Below are 21,394 nucleotides of genomic sequence, written 5' to 3' on the forward strand. Positions count from 1 at the left end.
ATTAATTTTCCATTTTTCTAATCTCGATATGCCAAGAAGCCCCAACTCCTACATTATAGGCCTTGGCAAAGGATCCCTGGTTGATGGCAAGACCAACACGGTAAAGGGAATTGATATAAAGGATTGGCTGTCCAATCCGCACGTCGGCGAAAGACTTGCCGTAGGTTACTTGGTTTTGATAAACCAGCATGTCATTGTTATAGATGGTCACTTCAAAACGTTCCCCAAATTCAGGTGACAAATGATTGAACTCTTCCCGAGTAATGGAAGTCCAAAGAGAACCAAAGCGCACATCTAGGATGTCAACTGCACCTTTAACAAGATTATCCTCAAGAACCGTCTCAACCACTGGGATTTCCACAATATGTTCGACACTGAGTTCTGGTCCGACTTCTTCAAAACTAATATGGCCACTGGCCAACTTAGCTCCTGTATAGGCGTAGACATCACGCCCATGGAAGGTATAAGAAAACTCTGTATTGGCCCGGCGGTTCTTCACTTCTGAAATCTCACGGATAGCAACAATCCCTACATGTTTCTTGATAAAAGAGAGAGTTCCATTATCCGGAGTGACAATGTATTGATTTTTCGCCGTTTTAGCTACGACACTCTTTCGTTTGGAACCGACACCAGGATCGACCACCGAAACAAAGGTTGTCCCTTCTGGCCAGTAATCTACTGTCTGAAAGAGACGGTAACTCCCTTCAAAGATATTGTAGGGGGTAATATCATGAGTTAAGTGGTGAATTTTAATGGTTGGTGATTCTTCTAAAGCAACCCCAATCATAGCTGATACTGCTCCATCCACCAAACCAAAGTCTGACTGAAGAACTAGTAAATTATTGTGCATCTTTATCTCCTTTTTTGGCCAATAATGGAAGAAGGATGTTCGATAGTCCCCATCCTAATCCAGCACCCAGTATGACCGTGAGGACAAACCAAGTGATGGTCGCTAGATCTGGTGATACCATCACCCGATTGACATAGTCTATCGATTTACCACGATCCAGTAACGACATGCGGTAACTGGCTGGATAGAACCACATCATAAGAATGGGTCCTGTCGTCGCAAAGGCAAAAATAACAAAAGACAAGGCATTTCGTAAATTCGAGCGAAAACGACCACTTGAGGCGACCATCTCCGCAAAACTTCCGGCGATCAAGGCTGGAATAAAGGCCCCTGCACCATGACGCGAAAAGAGGAAGAAGGATCCGATCACGCAGCCAACTATAAAGATAGATCCAACTCCTTTTATTTTTTCTAGATAATAGCGGTAGATCGTCCCGCCAAACAGGGCTGAAAAGGCAGGAGCATAAAACATATTTCCTTGATGATCGACCAGATTTCCAACTAAGACCCCCAGTCCAATCGCAAGAAAATAGAGGAAAATGAAGGCTCCAACTTGTTTTATTTGATTCACATTTATTCTATTCATTGGATACTGATCCTAACGGTGGCTAATTTTCTTCGAAAGGAAGTCCCCGATAAATTGGACCAGAACGATCAGAATCAGGATCAATAAGGTCGCCACAAAGATGACATCATTGTTAAACATGTTTTTCCCGTAGTTGATGGCCAAGGTTCCTAATCCTCCAGCACCAACGGCACCTGCCATGGCGGTTTCTCCAATCAAGGAAATGATGGTCACCGTTGTTACACGGATCAAATCAGGAAGCCCTTCACGAAGGTAGACACCAACAATATCCCAGAAGGTTGCCCCACTTGCTTGTGCTGCTTCAATCACGCCTCCATCCAACTCGGACAAGACTACTTGGACTTGGCGGGCAAAGAATGGAAAGACTGCCAAAGACAGTGGAACAAGGGCCGCTGTAGGGCCGATGGTATTTTTCAAGAGCAAGTAGGTCAATGGATTAATAAAGGCCAACAAGATAATGAAAGGAATGGCGCGGAACAAGGAAGTAATCTTATCCAAAATTTGGAAAACGATTCTATTTTCGATAACACCACCTGGACGGGTCAAGACTAACAAAAGCCCTGTCACCAAACCTAAAAATCCACCAATAATGAAGGAAATAACAGTCATGTAAAGAGTTAAGTAAATAGCGGTTCCCCATCCATACTGGCCAGACCACCCTAATTTATAGACATTTGGTAAATATGTTTGAATTAACTGGATCATGCTTTTCTCCCATCTTTCACAATAGTCACGGAAACTCCTGCATTTTCTAACTCAGCTTTGGCCGTTTCCAGATTTTGAGTCTCACCTGATAAGATGACCACCAACTCTCCAACAGGCGTGTTATCAAGGATCTCGATGTTCCCAAATAAAATGTTGGCAGATACTTGGTACTGTTTGTAAATATCATTGATGATGGCTGTATCTGTCACAGAACCTGCATACTTAAGATGCGCCAAAATCGAATCATCAGGCAAGTTCTTCACAATCGCTTGTTGATTGATTTTCACCATGGCTTCATCGATACCTGTTGCAACTGTGATAAAGTCTTGCGTCAAGGCATTTTTCGGATTCGAGAAGATATCTAAAACAGACCCTTCTTCAATCAGTTCGCCATTTTGCATGACAGCTACCCGGTTGGCAATATCTTTGACAATTTGCATCTCATGGGTGATCAAGACAATGGTTAAACCAAGTTTTTTGTTCAATTCTTGCAACAAAGCTAGAATTTGTTTGGTCGTCTTTGGATCCAAGGCTGAAGTTGACTCATCTGAGATCAAAATTTTTGGATCGTTGGCAAGGGCACGCGCAATCGCTACCCGCTGCTTTTGTCCACCAGACAATTGGGCTGGGTAATTTTCTGCACGGTCAGCTAGACCAACCAAATCCAACAATTTCGCCACTTTCTCATTCTTTTGTTCTTTGTTTAATTTAGAATGTTTAAGAGCAAAAGCCACATTTTCTGCGACAGTCATTTGGGCCATCAAGTTGAAGTGTTGGAAAATCATCCCGATATCCCGACGTTTCTCCCGAAGGGCAGCCGGTTTTAGGGTCACCTGATCTTGATAAATCACATCTCCATCAACAGTGATGGTTCCGGCACTAGGTACTTGCAAGAGATTGATCACCCGAACCAAGGTCGATTTCCCGGCTCCAGAATACCCTACAATCCCATAGATATCGCCTTCATTAATATGAATGGTCACATCTTTGACGGCTTGGATCTGACGTTTCTTTTGCTGGAAGGTCACATCAATGTGGTCCAGCTGAATCATTGCTTTACTCATAACTTGCTATTAACTCCTTTATCAATTCAATATGGGTGTAATAATCGGCGATTTTCACATTTTCGTCGCCCCCATGATCACGGCTATTGGCATTGCCAATTCCAAAGGCTGCCATCGGCACCTGCAAAGCCTCAAATACCGTATGCATGGGCCCTGTCCCCGCTGTTGTTGGAAGAACAGAAACTCCTTCTCTATAGAAATCTTTGGCCAGCCGAACGACATTTAAAATCGATGGGGCACTCATATCACTTCGGTAACTCATTTCACCGAGAGTATAGATCAATTCGACCTGATCATAGCCATTTTTCTTCAATTGTTGCTTGATCTTTTCTAAGACATCCTTGGGATCCAGTCCAGGAACCAAGCGCACCTCCATCTTGGCACGCGCCTCTGCCGGAAGAATCGTTTTAACACCTTGTCCTTGGTAACCAGAGCCAAAACCTTCAATATTCAGGGCTGGTTCAAAATAGAAACGGCGCAGGAATTCTTTTCGGTCTTCCTTCAAAATTGGGAGGGTTAAACCATAGGTTTCCGCTACATCTTCTGGTCCTTTGTTGGCATATTGCTCGATCAAAGCTAGCTCGCGTTCATTGGGTTCTTGGATCTGATCATAAATCCCATCCACCAAGATTCGGCCTTCTTTGTCACGAAGACTGGCGATAGCATTTAACAAATACCAAGAAGCAGAGTCTACCACACCGCCATAGCTGGAATGAATATCCACTTCTGCACTCTTCACCACCATATCAAAGGTGACGATCCCTTTGCTACCACCGGAAATTTCCAACTGACCCTGATTATTTCGGGTACCTTGTTCCCAGACTAGGAGGTCTGCCCCACGCAAGTGTTTCTTGTGTTTAGCTAAGTATTTATCCAAGTCCGTCGATGCAGACTCCTCTGCTCCTTCGATGATAAAGGTGATATTGACTGGCAAATCGCCACTTTCACGAATGTATTTTCGAAGAGCCGTGAGACGAGCCGTGATATGCCCCTTGTCATCATCAACCCCTCGACCGTACATGGTCCCATAATGAACTGATAAGGTAAAAGGATCTCCCGTCCAAGGTTGGTCTCCATCAGCTGGTACTGTATCATAGTGGTTATAAAAAATGATGGTTTTGGCTTCAGGATTTGGCGAGAAAAATTTGGCAATCACAAAAGGTGCTGTGTAGCTATCATCAACTTCGACTTTGGCTCCTGCAGCTGTAAAAATTTCCCCCAAATAGTTGGCTACTTCCTTGAGACCAACTTGTTGGGCAAAGATGGATTTTTTTGAAATCAAGGTTCGCAACACTTCAAAATAATGTTGTGCGACCTCATCATTTTCAAATTTACGGATTTGTTCCGCTTCTGTTGCAAAAGGCATGCATTCCTCCTAATACACGATAAGAGGTAGAGAATTGCTTCTCCACCTCCTTCATACACTTGAGATCAAATCTTAGAAGACTGGTTGGTCCATTCCTTCTGAAGATTCTTCGATCACTTTCTTCACATTGTCTTTGTGATAGGCTTTGATGATTTCTTTGATTGCTTTTGCTTTATCAGATTTTTCCCAATCTTTCTTAGCAGCGATCACGTTGTACCATTGTTTTGAGTTGTTGTCTTTCTTTTCAACATAGATAGCTTTTTTGAAATCAACGCCTGCTTCACGAACGAAGGTATTGTTGATGACTGCAGCATCTACTGATGGAAGAGCAGATGGTGTTTGTGAAGCATCCAATTCAGAAATCTTCAAATCTTTTGGATTTTCTTTGATGTTTGACACGTTTGCCAATTGACCATCTTTGGTATCCAATTTAATCAAACCAGCTGATTGCAAGACATACAAGGCACGGCTTTCATTTGTTGGGTCATTTGGTACAGCGATTGTTCCACCTTTAGGAATTTCTTTAATTGAAGTGTATTTGTTTTTACCGTTTTCTGTACCAGAGTAAAGACGGATTGGAGCGATGTACGTATCTGCTACTGCAACAAGGGCATTGTCGTTTTTAGAGTTCCAGTTATCAAGGAAGTTGTAGTGTTGGAAAGCATTGATATCCACGCTACCATCTTTTACAGCCACGTTTGGTTGTGAGTAGTCTGTAAATTGAGTGAATTCCAATTTGATTCCTGTTTTAGCGTCATCCAAGTTCTTTTGAACTTGATCCCAACGAGCTTTTTCAGTATCGCTCAAAGTCATGACACCTACTTTTACAGTTGTTTCACCATCTTTGCTAGATGATTTTGAAGAACCACATGCTGCAAGAGCAAATGTTGCAATAGCTGCAAGAGCTGTTAAACCAAGAATTTTTTTCAATTTCATTTTGAAGTCTCCTTTAATTATATATTATTCTTTAATATCTTTTGCTTCTGGTAGATAAACTCCACCAAAGTATTTTTTAGACAGTTTTTCAAGGGTTCCATTGTCATAGAGTTCCTTGATACGTTTGTTGACAAATTTTTGAAGGTCTTTATCTTCTTTTGCAATAATTGGATACACATAAGGTTGTTGGTCGCTTGGAAGCTCGATAACCTTCAAGTTGTCATAGCCTTGATCACGAATGATAGTATCTACTGAGATCCGTTCGAAGATCTTGTAATCTGTACGACCATCCGCTAGATTAGCCATGATGGTTTGAATCGTTCCATCTGTGTATTGCAAGTCGGTTGGTTTATCTGAATGTTTTTTATTGTAATCTTCTAATTGTTTAGCAGTAGATGTTCCTTGAACAACTTCTGTTTTCTTGCCACCAATGTCATCCAAAGATTTAATAGAAGAATCTTTTGGTACGACCAATACTAGTGGATTACGAGCATATGGATTTGGATAGAGGTATTTTTCTTCCCGCTCTTTTGAGTAGCTGATGTTGTTGGCACCGATTTGGAAACGGTCACTATCTAAGCCAGCAAAGACTGAAGACCACTCTGTCTTGTTAAAGTTCACTTCGTATTTGTCTGAACCTTTAAAGATTTCACGCAATACTTCGATTTCATAACCAGTTAGCTTGCCGTCTTTTTCTTCATAAGAGAAGGGTTTGGTTGTTCCAACAGTCCCAACTTCAATGGTTTTCTTCCCACTGGCTGATTTGCCAGATGAACATGCTACTAAAGCACTGGTTGCAAGGACTGCAACTAATCCTAAAGCAGAATACTTAATCACTTTTTTTAGATTCATAGGATCTCCTTATTCGTTTCAGGCACATAAAACGCCATTTTAAAAGTATTTTTTTATTTTACCAGAAAAGCATTCACTTGCCTAATATATATTTTTTATGGAGGTGATAGTTTTTCTTTATCACACTTATTTTTCTTTAAAATACCGCAATAAAGCTTGCGCATTTTCAACATAATAGGGAACCGACACCTGAAAGGCTGCATCATCGATGGTCATGTGATCATGATGGAGGTCTGGCGCATCCGGTTCTCCATTTGAACCGATAAAGGCAAAGACTCCAGGAATTCGCTCTTGGTAAAAGGCGAAGTCTTCTCCAGCTGTAGAAGGATTCGCTGGGATCACTTCAGCCAAACCTTGTGAAGCTTCCCAAACGACTTTGGTCAATTCCTCATCATTAAAGGTAACAGGCGGGGTCACTCCCCACTCAAAAGCCACATCCACTTCCAGGCTTTTTGCTATATGACGAATGATCGAAATGAAATGTTCCTTCAACTCTCTTTGCACACTCGGATTAAAGGAGCGAATCGTTCCTTCAAAATAGCCTGATTTTGGGAGTACATTCCAGGTTGAACCCACATTTAGATGCGTAATCGATAAAACAGCTGTTTCAAAGGGAGAAATGGTCCGTGAAATTAATAATTGTACATTCTGAACCATGGTTGTGACGGCTGTTACCGTATCAACTCCCAAATCCGGTCTCGCAGCATGGCTACTAACCCCTGTTACAGTGACCTTAAATTTCTCTACCCCTGCCATCATAGCTCCAGCATTCAAAGCAAGTTGTCCTGCTTTTAGCTGAGGCATATTATGAAATCCAATAATTCCTTGAACATCCTCCAACAGTCCTGTTGCTAGAACGTCAGAAGCACCTTCTGAAATTTCTTCTGCCGGTTGAAAGATCAAGCGTATTGTTCCTTCCAGCTGGTCTTCTTTTTCCTTGAGAAGAGCTGCTGCTCCTAGAAGACTGGTTTGATGAAAATCGTGACCACAAGCATGCATGACACCTGGATGTTGACTTTGGTAGGGCAGATTTGTTTGTTCCAAAATTGGAAGGGCATCGATATCTGCACGTAGCGCCACCACTGGTTTACCAGATCCAATTTCTGCAATCAGACCAGTTTTTAATCCACTCTCTAAAATACGAATCCCCAACTCTTCCAAACGTTCCCTTAGAAAGGCGGTTGTCTGGTATTCTTGACCAGACAATTCAGGGTGTTGGTGGATATAGTGGCGAATCTCTGCTAACTCTTCATAAGAAAAAGACACGAGCCTTCATCTCCTTTCAAACTTAAAATTATTTTATCACTAATAGGTGTTTCCGTCTAATTCTTGTTTCTTGGGTTTTGATATAGTTTCAAACTATAGACAAAAAACACTCCTAGATTTCTGTCCTAGGAGTGTCTTCTTCATGATTAAGAAAGATTTCCCTCGAATTTTTCCATAAAGCTATCACTATTATAGGCTTTTTCTACTTCCCATTTGCCATCTTTCTTAACAAAGGTCAACTGGTAGTCGTATCGATCCGGCGTCGTTAAAGGACGATCTGCCAGAGAAGCCATCATTTCTTCTCTATAGGCCTTGTTTTGAGCCTGATTCGCTTCGATGATCCCTGGGTAGTCTTTACGATGTTCTTGATAGAAGGTCTGCATGTGGTTTAAGATCGTCTTTTCCATGCTGACAGTCTCAGGATTCAAGCTAATGACCACCTTGTCCGGGAGGTATTGTTTAACCTTATAGGTTAATTTCGCGCGCTTAGCATTTTCCTTTTCATAAGCATCGATAAACTGGGTCACTTCTTCTTCTGAGAATTGGTAATCGTGTAGTTTGCGAGTAAAATCAGCCGCAAATTTCGCACGGAAATCACTGGCTTCCTTTTTCAAATCAGTTCCCAAAACAAAAGCATCATCCTTTTTGACCTTTCGTTGGCCACTAAAGTAAACTTGATTGATGTATTCATCAGCTAGAAGGGTGGAAGCTTCCACCTTGTCCTCATACTGAGAAGAATCCACCGCAAATTTTAGAGGCTTCGTTTTTTTATCAGAGCTATAGGTTTTTCGTTCATACCGCACTTCGTATTTTTTGCCTTTTTCGACTGGGAAGACAATATAGCCGGTTAATTTTTTATCCTGGGCCAACTGATCACTCTTGAGCAATTGGAAGGCTTCCGTTTGGTCATAAATTCCTGACTGCAATTTGACCTTGTTATTCTCCGCATCGTAAATGGTGATATCTGAATCTGACACGTTAATAGATTCTTTAGCAACATTCTTAAATTCTAATTGAAGGGCCAAATAAGTGCCGTTTTCTGAGTCATTGAGGACAGGCGGTTTGATGTATTGCCCTCCTTTTAGGCTCAGCTCTACTTGACCGTCAGATGCAGAGCTTTTCGCTGCTTTTTCTGTCTTTGCTTGCTGCGAATTTGTCTTTTGAGCACTGATTCCACAAGCCGCTAAACTCAAGGTCGCTACAGCAAATAGGGTCCATTTAAAAATCTTTTTCATCCTCATCTCCTTAAAAAAGTTTTGTTCTATTTTAACATCTTTTTCTAGCGATGTATACGCTATATAGTGATAACTCTCCCTCAGAGGGCGAGGATTACAAAAAGGCCAAGACCTTCGTCTCAACCTTTTAACTAAAATATGATTGGTTTTGGTTTTACAAGATTCCTTTTTCTTTTTGAATCATGAGATCCTTGAGGGAAATCAAGAGGACCGCAAAGAGGATCATAGCCATTCCGATAAAATCAATGGCAAAGAAATGTTCATTCATAATGATAAAAGAAAAGAAAACTGCTGAAATAGGTTCCATAGCTGCAAGAAGACTTCCTTTAACTGCACCGATCAGACTCGTTCCTTTCAAAAAGACAGTATAGGCAAATATGGTCCCAATCACCACCAAGCCAACTAAGCCCATCAGATTGTCCATGCTATATTGGCCATGAAAGAGTCTTCTTCCTGTGAAGGGAATCATCACAAGTCCTGGAATGAGCATACCGATACCAATCACCAACATACTTCCCCATTTTTGAATTAATTGAATCGGCAGAATAATGTAGAGGGCATAGGCAAAGGCAGAAACCAGTCCCCAAACTAGTCCTTTAGGAGTGATGGCTAATTGATTTAGTTGACCATGGGTTGCAATGAGAAAGGTCCCTGCGATCGCTAAGACCATGGAAATGACCTCAGATACTGTCGGAGCTACTCGGTCCTTAACACAAGAATAGGCCAAAACTACAATGGGACAGAGATATTGAAAAACAGTTGCCGTACCTGCATTAGTCGCATCAATCGCTTCTAGATAAGTCAATTGGGTCATTAACAACCCTAAAAAAGCAAATAAGAGCAAGGGAAGGTAGGACGAGCGGTCTCTTAGAAAGGCCTTTACTTTTTCCTGGTCTGCTAGATAAGCAAGAAGCAGCAGCACAGCCCCTGAAAACACTAAACGAATCGTTGTCAAACCAATTGCTGTAAATCCATGAGCCAGTAGGTACTGGCCACAGGCTCCTGACAAGCCCCAAGCGATCCCAGCGATCAAGGTCATGAGTGTTCCTTTCATCGTCTTTGACATAGTCCCCTCCTAAATCTGTTCCTTACTTTTATTGTATCATAAAAGGCCGAAACGAAACGTTTCAGCCTCATATATTTCATATAAATTTATTCGCTTATTCAGGTTGAACCAAGATCTTGATTTGAGATTTATCTTGTGTTAATTCAACAAATCCTTCTTCAACGATATTTTCCAATTTAATTTTCTTGGTAACCAATTTTTCAGCAGAGAAGTAGCCTTGTTCCATCAATTCCAGCACTTTAGGGAAGATATGACGGTAGGCAATAATTCCTTTGAGAGATTTTTCTTGGATAGCAAATTCATTTGGATTGATGCTGGCTTCACGTTCCCAGATAGATACGACCATACATTCCCCAGCTTTATGAACAGCTGCAAGGGCTTGACCTAAAACAACTGGAACTCCAGTAACTTCATAAGAAACATCTGCTCCACCACCTGTTAAACGATGGATGGCTTCGACGATTGTTTCTCCTTCTTCTGGGCGAACAACGATTGCTCCCAATTCTTCTGCTTTAGCTTGGCGTTCAGGAGACAATTCAACCGCATAGATTTTTGATGCTCCTGCTGCACGAAGGGCTTCAACGATCAAAAGACCAATTGGGCCTAAACCAAAGATAACGGCTGTATCCCCAGCTTTCAATGCAGATTGACGAACGGCATACACAGCAACAGCAGCAGGTTCTGTAAGAGCAGCTTGTTCATAGCTCAAGCTATCTGGAATCACATGAACCAAATCTCCATCAAGGACACAATATTTGGCAAAACCACCATCTGCAGCAAGGCCGACAAAGTTCAAGTTTGGATCAAGGTTATAGTCACCGATTAGGTTATGTTTTGCCAAAATTGGTTCAATCGTCACGCGATCCCCAACTTTGACACGAGTCACATCACTTCCGACTTCTACAATTTCACCAGAGAATTCATGTCCCAAAGTGACCGGTGCTTTTTGACCAGAATACACATGTTCTTCAGTTGGGATGAAGATCGGTCCATCCAAATATTCATGCAAGTCCGTACCACAGATCCCTGTGAACTTAACTGCCACTTTTACTTGATGTGGTTGTACTTCAGGTACTTCCACTTCTTCGATACGAACGTCTTTTGCTGCATGCCAGCGAGCTGCTTTCATAGTAGCCATATGATGATCTCCTTGTTTTCACGTTTTTTGTTTTCTTTTCAGGAAACTTTATATTTTAAATTGTAAACGTTTTCCTTTTGTTTGTCAAGGAAAAACTGAAGATGAAAAAGAGCAGCCCTTTGACTGCTCCTTCTTATTTCTTCTTGATCCGAGAAGATTCCAATCTCCACCCCACCATCCAACCAAGGACCAGGAGGTAATTTTCAAGTGCACCGATCCCATTGACCGGCAGATGATTGTGAAAATAACTAAAGAGATGATTGGTACCAATCCCAAGCCCACCGATAATCAAGGCCAATAAAACCGTACGAAGATAAAACCAATCGTATTTGAGATTGACAGCAATCAGGATCACAAGAACTGCCACATTCCAAATCCCAATCTCTCGCTGCCAACCGACAGAAACACCATATCCCGAATGACTTCCCATATAGGATGGAAAGAAGAGCTGGAAGATAATCGCTCCAGTCATGGCGATGATAACCAGGACAAATAAGACTCTTAAAAATTTGTTCATGTAACTCCTCCTAATGCCAGTTGATATGTAATGGTCTTTCCTATTCTAACACAATTTTATGGATAGTAAAAACCAACCTCTCGGCTGGTTTTTTCTCTATTACTCTTCTTTCAACTTCGCCAATTCTTGAGCAAGTAACTTGAGGGCTACTTGTGGGTTGGCTTGACCTTTGGTTGCTTTCATGAGGAAGCCGGTGAAAGCCTTGTCCGCATTCCGTTTCCCTGACTTGAAGTCAGCTACGGCTGCTTCATTGTCTGCAAAGACTTGGTGGATGATTGGTATCAAAACTTCAGGATCTGAAATCTGTACCAGACCAGCTTTTTCGACGTATTCACGCGCGCCGCCACCGTTTTTCGCCAAGTGAACGAAGACTTTCTTGGCAATCTTAGATGAAATGGTTCCATCTTCGATAATGGCAATCATTTCAACCAAGTTTTCTGGTGTCAATTGGATTTCTTCCAGCGTTTTGCCTTCTGCGTTCAAGAATTGTGCGACTTCACCTTGGAGCCAGTTAGACACTTGTTTGGCATCGCCACCAAGGGCTACAGCTGCTTCAAAGAAGTCAGAAGTGACTTTCGTCGCTGTCAATTGGTTGGCATCATAATCAGACAAGCCAAGTTCTGCCACGTAGCGAGCACGACGGTCTTTTGGAAACTCTGGCAACTCCGTACGCATTTCCTCAATCCACTCATCTGAGATTTCAAAGAGTGGTAGGTCTGGTTCTGGGAAGTAACGGTAATCCGCCGCTCCTTCTTTGACACGCATAAGAATCGTGCTCTTGTTGGCTTCATCATAACGGCGTGTTTCTTGACGAATGACCCCACCTGAACGCAAGATTTTCGCTTGGCGCTCCACTTCGTATTCAAGACCTTTACGGACGTTTGAGAAGGAGTTCAAGTTTTTCAACTCCGTCTTGGTACCAAATTCCTCTTGGCCGTATGGGCGAAGGGAAATGTTGGCATCCACCCGCATCGATCCTTCTTCCATCTTGACGTCTGAAATACCAGTGTATTGGATAACTTCTTTGAGGGCTGTCAAATAGGCGTAGGCTTCTTCAGGAGAACGCATATCTGCTTCAGAAACGATTTCGATCAATGGAACCCCTTGACGGTTAAGGTCTACATAAGAGAAACCGTCTGTTCCGTGCGTGTTCTTACCAGCATCTTCTTCCAAGTGGGCCCGTTCAATCCCAATTTTCTTAGTTGAGCCGTCTTCCAATTGCACTTCAATCCAACCGTTGTAACCGATCGGCTCGTCAAATTGCGAAATTTGGTAAGCCTTTGGATTATCAGGGTAGAAATAGTTCTTACGGTCAAAGTGCATGTGCTGATGGATATCCATATTCAGCGCCAAAGCAGCCTTAATACCAGCATCCACAACACCCTTGTTCAAGACAGGAAGCACCCCTGGGAAAGACCAGTCAATCACATTGGTATTGGCATTTTGCTCATTCCCAAAGTGAGCAGAGGTTGGTGAGAAAATTTTTGAGTTTGTATTCAATTCAACGTGGACTTCAAGTCCGATGACTGTTTCAAAGTTCATTAATTGTCACCTCCGAAAATAAGGGGTTGTTGCTTGTGGTAATCCGTCGTTGCTTCAAAGGCAGCTGCAGCTTGGTAGATGGTTTCTTCAGAATACTTGGGACCGATCAACTGCAAACCAACTGGAAGACCTTGCGCAAAACCTGCAGGAATCGAAATCCCTGGAAGACCTGCCAAGTTGACTGGAATGGTCAACAAGTCCGCCAAGTACATGGCAACCGGATCATGGTTGAGCGAATCCAAATCAAAGGCCACGCTAGGAGCTGTTGGACCAAGGATAAGGTCGTAATCCGCAAAGACTTTTTCGAAGTCTTGGATAATGAGGGTACGAACTTGACCAGCTTTCTTGTAGTAAGCATCGTAGTAACCAGATGACAAACTAAAGGTACCAAGCATAATCCGGCGTTTGACCTCATCACCAAAGCCTTGGCTACGAGTGTTCACATAGATGTCATCCAAGTTCTTGGCATCTTCCGCACGGAAACCATAGCGAATCCCGTCGAAACGTTGCAAGTTTGAAGACGCTTCTGAAGAAGCGATGATATAGTAAACGGCAACCCCGTATTTAGAGTGTGGAAGGCTGACTTCTTCGACAGTTGCTCCCAATTTTTCAAAGTGTTTAGCAGCATTAAGGATGGTTTCTTTGACTTCTGGGTCAATCCCTTCACCGAGGTATTCCTTAGGAAGGGCAATCTTCATGCCTTTAATGTCTTGACCAATCTTAGAAGTAAAGTCTGCTACACGTACTGGTGCTGAAGTTGAATCCTTGGCATCTTCGCTGGCAATGACATTGAGCAATTGGGCATTTTCCTTAACCATTGGTGAGAAAGTACCAATTTGGTCAAGTGAGCTACCAAAGGCAATGAGACCAAAACGTGAAACTGTTCCATATGTAGGTTTGAGACCAACAATCCCGTTAAAAGCAGCTGGTTGACGGATAGAACCACCGGTATCTGAACCAAGGGACAAACGGACTTGCCCTGAAGCTACAGAAGCTGCTGAACCACTAGAAGATCCACCAGGCACCTTGCTGTGGTCCCAAGCGTTTTTAGTCGCGCCATAGTAAGATGTTTCACCAGATCCACCCATGGCAAATTCATCCATGTTGGTCTTACCGATGACAATCATATCTTTGGCTTTAGCATTGGCAACAGCTGTCGCATCAAAGATTGGCTCATAGTTATAGAGCATTTTTGAAGCCGCAGTGGTCAAGATGCCATCTGTTGAGATATTGTCTTTGACAGCGAGTGGAATCCCTGACAGAAGGTTGTCTGCATCAATTCCTTTTTCATCAATGGCCTTGGCTTGTGCAAGGGCAGCTTCTTCGGCCACCGTTACAAAGGCATTGACTGCTTCTTCACGCGCCTTGATATCGTCCAGTGTCGCTTGGGTCAATTCAGTTGCCGAAATTTCCTTAGAAACAAGGAGGTCGTGCAACTCTTCAATGGTTTTATGGTTGAATGACATTAGGCATCTCCTCCATCTTCTAGGATAGCTGGTACCCTGATGTAGTAGTTATCTTTTTCAGGTACATTTTTAAACAAGCGGTCACGGTCCGTCCCTTTTTCAGCGATATCCGGACGCAATACGGTCTTGCGATCCGCCATGGTCGTTGTTGGAGCAACACCTGTTGTGTCCACTTCTTCCAACAATTCCACCATGTCGACAATTTTAGACAAGGTTGTCGCAAATTCAGCTGTCTCTTCTGGAGAGAATTTCAATTTTGAAAGATTGGCAACGTGGGTTACCTCTTCTTGCGTAATTTTCATCTTGCTTCCTTTCGTGAAATGATGATTTTTCAATACCCTCTATTTTACCATAATTTAGCCCAATTTGCTTGCCTTAGAAAAAATCTGTAGGACTTTTTTGTCGCTACAGATTCTTCTTTTTATATTTCTTTTCCGCCGAATTGCCCCATCTCCATTAGAGTCTCTTTCCAGACTTCCTGGACGTTAGAAGCGAGGTAGGAAGAGGCCAAGTCATAAGAAGCCTGATGAAATAGAGCGAGGTCGCTTTCAAAGAGCTGGACCAGCTTGTCCGCCAACTCTTTCACCAACTCTTCTTCTGGCACTGTCTCGCTATAAGGTACCAAAAAGCCATTTTCACCCTCTTTTATAAAAGTCGGATTGCCATAACGGGCATCAAAGCCCAGCAAGGCCAAACCTGCTCCAGCCGCCTCCATTAAAGTCAAACCAAAGGTCTCCCACTGAGAAGTGGTGAGGTAGGCTTGGTAGCAAGGATAGATCTGCTGAAGATCCGCATGACCGCGTAGGTGAATATAATCTTGTGCTGCAAGCTCCTGAATCAGGTGGCGCAAGTTGTCCGCTTCCCCACCCTTTCCATAAATATCAAACTGAAGGGCTGGGAGTCGTTTCTGTGCTTGAGCCACTACTCGAATAGCCAAATCGATGCGTTTTCTTGGATCCAAACGGGAAGCTGTGAGCACACTAAAGGGAGGTCTGTCTCCTAGTGATTCCGTCAATTCTTCTAGATGCCCTACTGGAATGCTATAGATTGGAATTCCTTGGCATCCTTGTTTAGCAAGTGTCTGCTCCAAGACTTCTTTTTGAAGATCCGTTGCCGTGATGAAGTAATCGAAGCGTTTGGCATACTTGAACACATAATAATATTCATAATTGAGATGGCCATTTTCAAATTCATGCTCCGAATGAAACACCATGGCGAGCTTTGAAGGAGCAGCTTTCTCCAACAAAGGGCGAGCAAAATCCATGCGCGAAGCCCGATCAAGCAGAATCAGATCTTCTTCTTTGAGGGACAGCTGCGACAAAAAACGTCTCATCACTTCTGTATGGTTGGTCAAAATCTCAGACCCCAGTTTATAGAGCCAGCTTCCACCTAACCTCGATTCTTCAAAAGCGATAGTTCCATCTTGATTGTGATAGGTCCGTCTGACAACACTACCATACTGAAAATACTCTGTGACAAGTTTACAAGCTCCATAATACTCTCGCTTGATTCTATTTCCAGCCAAAAGATAGTCTACATAGCGGACACAGTTTGGATGATAGGGATCCAGATGAAAGGTCAGGGCGTTTCCATCCGCAAATTGGTAGTGAATGTCTCTTTCCGTTTTTTCAACAATATCCAAACGAGTCAGTTGAAACTCCATCTGCAAGGCTCCCACCGTCTTTTGAGGGACCGTAGTCTCTTGATCCGTAAAAGCTACATGGGCAAAAAGCAACTCCTCGTCCCGGTGACCTAAAGACAGGTAGTAAGCCAATTTTTCTTGAGTGGGCCAAGTGGTAAAGATAAACTTCGCTGCTACTCCTAGTCCCCGGAGCATCTTTGCCCGAGAGGCTTGGGCAACATCGACCCCATTGGGTTCGAATCCCACTAATAGATTAAAGGTATAAATGGTCATGCTGTCCCTCCCTCTAATCGCTTAAACAGCTCTTCCAAAGCTTCTTTTTCAGGCAATTTCAAGATTCGTGCCTGCTCTCTTACCAATTCTTTGTAGGCCTCTGGCTGCTGGAGCACTATTTCTAGTTGCTGTTCCATTTCTTCGACTGAATCTGTAATCGTGCTCAAGTCTTTATAGGCTTCATGATGCACTTTGCTCTTCAAACCAAATAAGACCTGCCCATTTTCAAGAGCATGAAGACTACTACTCCACACTTCTTCTCCCTGGTTGCAATCCAGATAAATAGAGCAGCTGGATAACAAGTCCTCATATTTGTCCAGCGAAATCCCTGGATAGAGGCGCACATTGGAGCGAGTTGCTAAGTCTGTTAATTTTGGCCCCATAGCCGTCAAAGCAGCAATGTGAAAGGTCACTTGTGGGAATTGATGGACTAGGCTAGATAGGCCTTCGACCTCTTGAGAAGCCGTCATGACCAGAGCTTCTGGTTGAAAACTTTCCTGCTCCACATCTACCAGCCCTGACAAGACTGTGATTCCGTCTTTTTTCTCCCTCAACAGACCATCTTCTACCAACAAAATCTGACTGACTTGTTCTTTGATCTCGTCTAGATCATGCGCATTACTGGCACAATAGGCGAGTCTTTCCTTTGGTATCTCTTTCACAACATCTAGCAATGCCTTGTCCATCAAAAGAACGGCTTCATCTTCCGGCAAGACTTGTTCTAGGACAGCTCTTTGCAGCTCTTTCTTACTGGCATACAGGCGATCCCGTCCCTTAGGAGTTTGAAGTAAAAAGGTTCCTTGTGAGACAAAGTGAAGCAAGACTTCTTCTTGCTGACGGTTCAAATAGATGTTTAAATAGGGTTGACCAGCTTCCGTAAGGAGACTCCGTTTGCTTCTCCAGCCATAGCGGTTGTAGACATCAATCGATATGATCTCCTCTCCCTGACCAAACCACTCCACTCTGTCAACCGTTCGGGACAAGATATCCTCTCGCAAAACCACGTTGGCACGACGTTCCTCACCATCAAAAAGATAGGTTGTGATCCCCAGTGTCCAACATTCCCATAATTCTGGAACTGCTAGATCATTGAAAAATAAAGGTTTTCCAATTTTTGATGCTGGGTCTTTTTGGGTAAAAAAGGTCGCAAGACTCTCTGTCTGTTGGTCCAAATCTGTTTCCAAATTGGTCACAAATACCCGATAGGGCTGGCCAAGTTTGTCCAAGTATTTTTGCAAACGATCCAGCTCTCTGGTCTGCTCTGATGCAATAATGAACATGCTGATCCTTTCTCATCAATAAGGGGTTAGTCCATCGTTTCAATAAAACGGAGGTTGGTCACCACGCGCTCATAGGTTTCTGACCCTTGCAAGCCTGCTTCCTCTAATTTTTCAAGGGCCCGTTTCAAGCGCGTTTTATAGATATAACGATGCCAAGTCAAATCATAGCCCAACATCCCCAGTAGAGCCAACTTCTCCTGCTTAGCTTCCATCTCATCGACGACTCGCTTTTCTGTCCAAACCTGGGACAGAGTATCTGCACGCCCCACGCGATACCAATAAATACATTTCTCCGTATGAACTACCCGATGGGCTTTTAAGAAGAGCTTGTACATCAGGAAGTTGTCTTCAACATTTTTTCCGACTGGAAAACGAAGCCCTTCAAATAAGCTACGCTTATAGAGCTTCATCATGGCACAAGCCCAGGCCATATCTCTAGTCTCCTGGATGGCATCCTGGTCCATGATCTCTCTCCCCTCATAAAGGGTCTCTGAATAATCGTCGTCTGTTACCTTGATCAAGTATTTGCTACTACTGTCATCATAGAGGTTATAGTTGGCTACGGAAACATCCGCATCATACTTCTTCAGTTGACGATAGAGCACTTCTACATAGTCCTCCGTCACCCAGTCATCTGGATCAATAAAGGTGAGGTAATCACCAGTCGCTAGCTCAATTCCTGTATTCCGAGCAGCAGATAAGCCCCCATTTTCTTGGCGAACGTAGCGGATGCGCGCATCCTTCCTAAAAAATTCTTTACAGATCTCTTCTGATTGGTCTGGCGAACCATCATTGACCAGGATAATTTCAAGGTGAGGGTAAGTCTGATGGACAACCGTTTCCAAACATTGTCTCAAATAAGCTTCTACATTATAGATGGGAATGATGATACTCACTACTTCATTTGTTTCCATGCTTCTTCTCATTTCTCTTTAAATAATCGCGAATCGCTGCCACCATCTCTTGCACCTGATCATCCGCAAATACTTGATTCTCTCCATTCTCCACATGATTGGTTCCTTCAAAAGAGAAAATCGGTAAGCCCAATTGATGAATCCTTTGCGTCATCTGATCCACCTCATCATAGGGATTGATATCCAGATAGAAATCCAATTTTTCTAGGACCTTTCGACTGGTCAAGGGATCAAAAGAGGGATAAAGAAAGAGGTTGGGGTAGCGTTCCAATTGCACCAAGTTAAAACCAAAATGGCTATGGGCAAGGACATGAATCGCTACGTCTGGCAACTCTTTTAACAACGTCTCCAACTCGTGGATATCTGCTGTATGGGTATAAATGGCAGCATGATAAGGAAATTCTCCCACTAGCTCTTGATAGGTTTGCTTCAAAATCGGTTTTCGAAGCAAAATTTCCTCCCAAGAGAGGGCATAGTAAAACCACCATTGTTCCCGAAAACGATTGAAGCGTTTGGAAGTCCATGGTTTATTATGAGAGGTGTAGTGAATGACCGCTGGAATCCCTTGAAAGGCATCATACCAGTCTAAATCTCCATAGAGGTATTGATCCTTATCAGAGCCTACTTGTAAATTATAGGTCCAAGGTAATGAAAACCACGCATCTTTGAAATACAGATTCAAAATTCCTTGATCTCCATAGACCTGTTGATGATGCTTGCGAGTAAGGTCAAAAAGAGCCTCTGTTACTTGGTGCTCTTGCCACCAAGTCTTATCAATCACCAAAAGCCCAGCATTAAATCCATCTATCGTCGTTGGCTTATCTACCACCGCGCCCAGTCCATAACCTTTTAGATCGACCTCAAATAAAGGCGATAAATCCTGTGTAAAGATCATGTCACAATCCAGATAGAGGATCCGTTCTTCCTCCACAAACTCTGGAATAGCGTAACGGAAATAGGTCGCATAGTGAATATGGTCACTTGGAAGCGAGAAGGATTGGAATTGCTCGGGAGATATCCGACAATTGATCACCTCTGAATCCAACTGGCGCAAGCGCTGATTCATGATGGCAAACCACTCTGTTGGTAGATCTTCATTTAAGACATAAATTTTCAACTGGTCCTGATGGGCACACAGTGACTTCATAGCGGTTTCCAACTTTTCCATATAAGATAGATTGGCTGAAAACACGACAGCTTTTTTACTCATAACTTCCCCTTTTTTCTTTCATTAGAATACCATTTTCAAGAGAGGAAAACAATTTCTAGGCCCGAAAAAGAGGCCTAGACAAATGTCTATGACCTCTTTTACAATGTTTTCTTATTTAGTATCTAATACAGCTAATGCGCCGTCTACCAAGCTTGCCCCTAAGACATGCTTGAAATGATTCAAGGCAAACTGGTGATTTTCAGGAGTGAGCGACGCCACTGCAGGTTCCACGACTTCAATCTGGTAGCCGAGATTGTAGGCATCAACCGCTGTATGAAGGACACAGATATCAGTCAAGACACCTGTCAAAATAACGGTATCTACATGGCGTTCCCGCAGGCGGATATCTAGGTCCGTTCCTGAAAAAGCAGAATAATGACGTTTATCCATCCAAAAGACGCGTGGATCCGCTTGGTGCTCCCGATAAAAATCTGCTAAAGGGCCGTACAAATCACGTCCGCTGGTCCCAATGATATTATGAGGTGGGAAGAGCTTGCTTTCAGGATGAAATGGATCCTCTACATCATGCGCATCAATGGCAAAAAAGACATAGGCTCCTTGGTCAAAGGCCAATTGGGTCACCTGAGCAATGGTCTCAGAAATGGCTTGTGCAGGAGCACCTGCCGTAAGCTTACCATCATCTGCTACGAAATCGACAGTGTAGTCAATTGAAATCAAAGCTTTAGTCATTAGTAATCTCTTTTCTTAATTTCCTCAAAGATATCTGGAATCAACACTTTGAGATAGGTTCCCTTCATTCCAAGAGAACGGCTTTCAATAATACCAGCTGACTCCAATTTCCGAAGTGCATTGACAATCACAGAGCGGGTAATGCCAATACGATCTGCGATGATAGAAGCAGTCAACTGACCTTCATTGCCTTTCAATTCACTAAGGATGGCAGATACGGCACGCAACTCGGAGTAAGACAAGGTATTGACAGCCATATTCACCGCTGTGCGACGACGAATATTCTTCTCGTCCTCCTCGCGTTGGTAGTTCAACATTTGAATCCCTACCACGGTACTAGCAATCTCAACCAAGATCAAATCATCATCCGCAAACTGTTTATCATTGCGCCAAATGATTAAGGAACCCAACCGAATCCCAGAAACATGAATAGGCGCAATGGTGGTCAAGCCATCAGGAAATTCAGACTTGGTTTCAACCGGAAAGATACTCAAATCATGGTCCACATCTAAATTAGCTTCTGTATCGTAGACCAAACTAGCCGCCTTGGCATAATCTTCTGGTAGTTTTTTATTTTGGAAGAAAGCTTCTACCCGGTCATTGTTGGTCTTGTAACGCATGAAATAACCAAGAAGGGTTCCCTTGCTATTAATGATACAGGCATTACAGTGGATAATATCCGCCAATTGCTGGGCAATATCATTGTAAGGCATCTCAGCCTGCAACTGTTCATCTGTCCGTTTCAAGATAGATGTAATTTTACGTGTCTTTTCTAATAAGTTTGCCATAATAAACC

21 protein-coding genes are annotated in these 21,394 nt (G+C 43.0%); all 21 read right to left on the reverse strand.

Annotated elements, in window-relative coordinates:
* Window position 1: 1 nt before the first annotated feature.
* Window positions 2–850, reverse strand: coding sequence for an SAM hydrolase/SAM-dependent halogenase family protein (locus HMPREF1195_RS05400; RefSeq protein ID WP_023918945.1), 849 nt, complete (start codon window positions 848–850; stop codon window positions 2–4).
* Window positions 840–1,436: an MptD family putative ECF transporter S component gene (locus tag HMPREF1195_RS05405; protein ID WP_023918946.1), complete on the reverse strand. Its 597-nt coding sequence runs from the start codon at window positions 1,434–1,436 to the stop codon at window positions 840–842. The genes HMPREF1195_RS05400 and HMPREF1195_RS05405 overlap by 11 nt, the downstream gene beginning before the upstream one ends.
* A 12-nt stretch (window positions 1,437–1,448) precedes the next feature.
* Window positions 1,449–2,141: a methionine ABC transporter permease gene (locus tag HMPREF1195_RS05410; protein ID WP_003008487.1), complete on the reverse strand. Its 693-nt coding sequence runs from the start codon at window positions 2,139–2,141 to the stop codon at window positions 1,449–1,451.
* On the reverse strand, window positions 2,138–3,205 hold the full coding sequence (locus HMPREF1195_RS05415) for a methionine ABC transporter ATP-binding protein (RefSeq protein WP_023918947.1): 1,068 nt from the start codon (window positions 3,203–3,205) through the stop codon (window positions 2,138–2,140). Before HMPREF1195_RS05415 ends, HMPREF1195_RS05410 begins: the two co-directional genes overlap by 4 nt.
* Window positions 3,198–4,571 (reverse strand): M20/M25/M40 family metallo-hydrolase, encoded by a 1,374-nt coding sequence (locus HMPREF1195_RS05420; protein ID WP_023918948.1) that lies wholly within the window; start codon window positions 4,569–4,571, stop codon window positions 3,198–3,200. The genes HMPREF1195_RS05415 and HMPREF1195_RS05420 overlap by 8 nt, the downstream gene beginning before the upstream one ends.
* A 72-nt stretch (window positions 4,572–4,643) precedes the next feature.
* Window positions 4,644–5,507: a MetQ/NlpA family ABC transporter substrate-binding protein gene (locus HMPREF1195_RS05425; RefSeq protein ID WP_023918949.1), complete on the reverse strand. Its 864-nt coding sequence runs from the start codon at window positions 5,505–5,507 to the stop codon at window positions 4,644–4,646.
* 24 nt (window positions 5,508–5,531) lie between these two features.
* Entirely contained in the window at window positions 5,532–6,359 is an 828-nt protein-coding gene (locus HMPREF1195_RS05430; protein ID WP_023918950.1) for an amino acid ABC transporter substrate-binding protein, read from the reverse strand.
* Between the two features lie 126 nt (window positions 6,360–6,485).
* Window positions 6,486–7,625, reverse strand: coding sequence for an amidohydrolase (locus tag HMPREF1195_RS05435; RefSeq protein ID WP_023918951.1), 1,140 nt, complete (start codon window positions 7,623–7,625; stop codon window positions 6,486–6,488).
* 146 nt (window positions 7,626–7,771) lie between these two features.
* Complete coding sequence (locus HMPREF1195_RS05440; RefSeq protein WP_023918952.1) at window positions 7,772–8,860, reverse strand: DUF4352 domain-containing protein; 1,089 nt, start codon at window positions 8,858–8,860, stop codon at window positions 7,772–7,774.
* 154 nt (window positions 8,861–9,014) lie between these two features.
* Window positions 9,015–9,926, reverse strand: a complete 912-nt coding sequence (locus tag HMPREF1195_RS05445) for a DMT family transporter (protein ID WP_023918954.1) — start codon at window positions 9,924–9,926, stop codon at window positions 9,015–9,017.
* A gap of 94 nt (window positions 9,927–10,020) precedes the next feature.
* Window positions 10,021–11,064: a 2,3-butanediol dehydrogenase gene (locus HMPREF1195_RS05450; protein ID WP_023918955.1), complete on the reverse strand. Its 1,044-nt coding sequence runs from the start codon at window positions 11,062–11,064 to the stop codon at window positions 10,021–10,023.
* A 133-nt stretch (window positions 11,065–11,197) separates the two neighbouring features.
* The gene (locus tag HMPREF1195_RS05455; RefSeq protein ID WP_023918956.1) at window positions 11,198–11,581 is read right to left on the reverse strand and encodes a hypothetical protein; all 384 of its coding nucleotides are present in this window, start codon (window positions 11,579–11,581) and stop codon (window positions 11,198–11,200) included.
* Between the two features lie 99 nt (window positions 11,582–11,680).
* Window positions 11,681–13,123: an Asp-tRNA(Asn)/Glu-tRNA(Gln) amidotransferase subunit GatB gene (gene gatB / locus HMPREF1195_RS05460; protein ID WP_003005611.1), complete on the reverse strand. Its 1,443-nt coding sequence runs from the start codon at window positions 13,121–13,123 to the stop codon at window positions 11,681–11,683.
* Complete coding sequence (gatA, locus tag HMPREF1195_RS05465) at window positions 13,123–14,589, reverse strand: Asp-tRNA(Asn)/Glu-tRNA(Gln) amidotransferase subunit GatA (protein ID WP_023918957.1); 1,467 nt, start codon at window positions 14,587–14,589, stop codon at window positions 13,123–13,125. Before gatA ends, gatB begins: the two co-directional genes overlap by 1 nt.
* The gene (gatC, locus tag HMPREF1195_RS05470; protein ID WP_023918958.1) at window positions 14,589–14,891 is read right to left on the reverse strand and encodes an Asp-tRNA(Asn)/Glu-tRNA(Gln) amidotransferase subunit GatC; all 303 of its coding nucleotides are present in this window, start codon (window positions 14,889–14,891) and stop codon (window positions 14,589–14,591) included. Before gatC ends, gatA begins: the two co-directional genes overlap by 1 nt.
* Before the next feature lie 119 nt (window positions 14,892–15,010).
* A complete protein-coding gene (locus HMPREF1195_RS05475) occupies window positions 15,011–16,504 on the reverse strand; it encodes a glycosyltransferase (protein WP_023918959.1) in 1,494 nt (497 codons plus the stop codon).
* Window positions 16,501–17,784 carry a glycosyltransferase family protein gene (locus HMPREF1195_RS05480; RefSeq protein WP_023918960.1) on the reverse strand — a complete coding sequence of 428 codons (1,284 nt, stop codon included), beginning with the start codon at window positions 17,782–17,784 and terminating at the stop codon, window positions 16,501–16,503. Before HMPREF1195_RS05480 ends, HMPREF1195_RS05475 begins: the two co-directional genes overlap by 4 nt.
* 26 nt (window positions 17,785–17,810) lie before the next feature.
* The gene (locus HMPREF1195_RS05485) at window positions 17,811–18,698 is read right to left on the reverse strand and encodes a glycosyltransferase family 2 protein (RefSeq protein ID WP_023918961.1); all 888 of its coding nucleotides are present in this window, start codon (window positions 18,696–18,698) and stop codon (window positions 17,811–17,813) included.
* Entirely contained in the window at window positions 18,685–19,908 is a 1,224-nt protein-coding gene (locus HMPREF1195_RS05490) for a glycosyltransferase (protein ID WP_023918962.1), read from the reverse strand. Before HMPREF1195_RS05490 ends, HMPREF1195_RS05485 begins: the two co-directional genes overlap by 14 nt.
* A gap of 111 nt (window positions 19,909–20,019) precedes the next feature.
* Window positions 20,020–20,598 carry a cysteine hydrolase family protein gene (locus HMPREF1195_RS05495; RefSeq protein ID WP_023918964.1) on the reverse strand — a complete coding sequence of 193 codons (579 nt, stop codon included), beginning with the start codon at window positions 20,596–20,598 and terminating at the stop codon, window positions 20,020–20,022.
* Window positions 20,598–21,386, reverse strand: a complete 789-nt coding sequence (codY, locus tag HMPREF1195_RS05500) for a GTP-sensing pleiotropic transcriptional regulator CodY (RefSeq protein WP_003005668.1) — start codon at window positions 21,384–21,386, stop codon at window positions 20,598–20,600. The genes HMPREF1195_RS05495 and codY overlap by 1 nt, the downstream gene beginning before the upstream one ends.
* Between the last annotated feature and the right edge of the window lie 8 nt (window positions 21,387–21,394).

This window comes from Streptococcus parasanguinis CC87K (assembly GCF_000507765.1).
GTDB classification, from domain to species: Bacteria; Bacillota; Bacilli; order Lactobacillales; family Streptococcaceae; genus Streptococcus; species Streptococcus parasanguinis_J.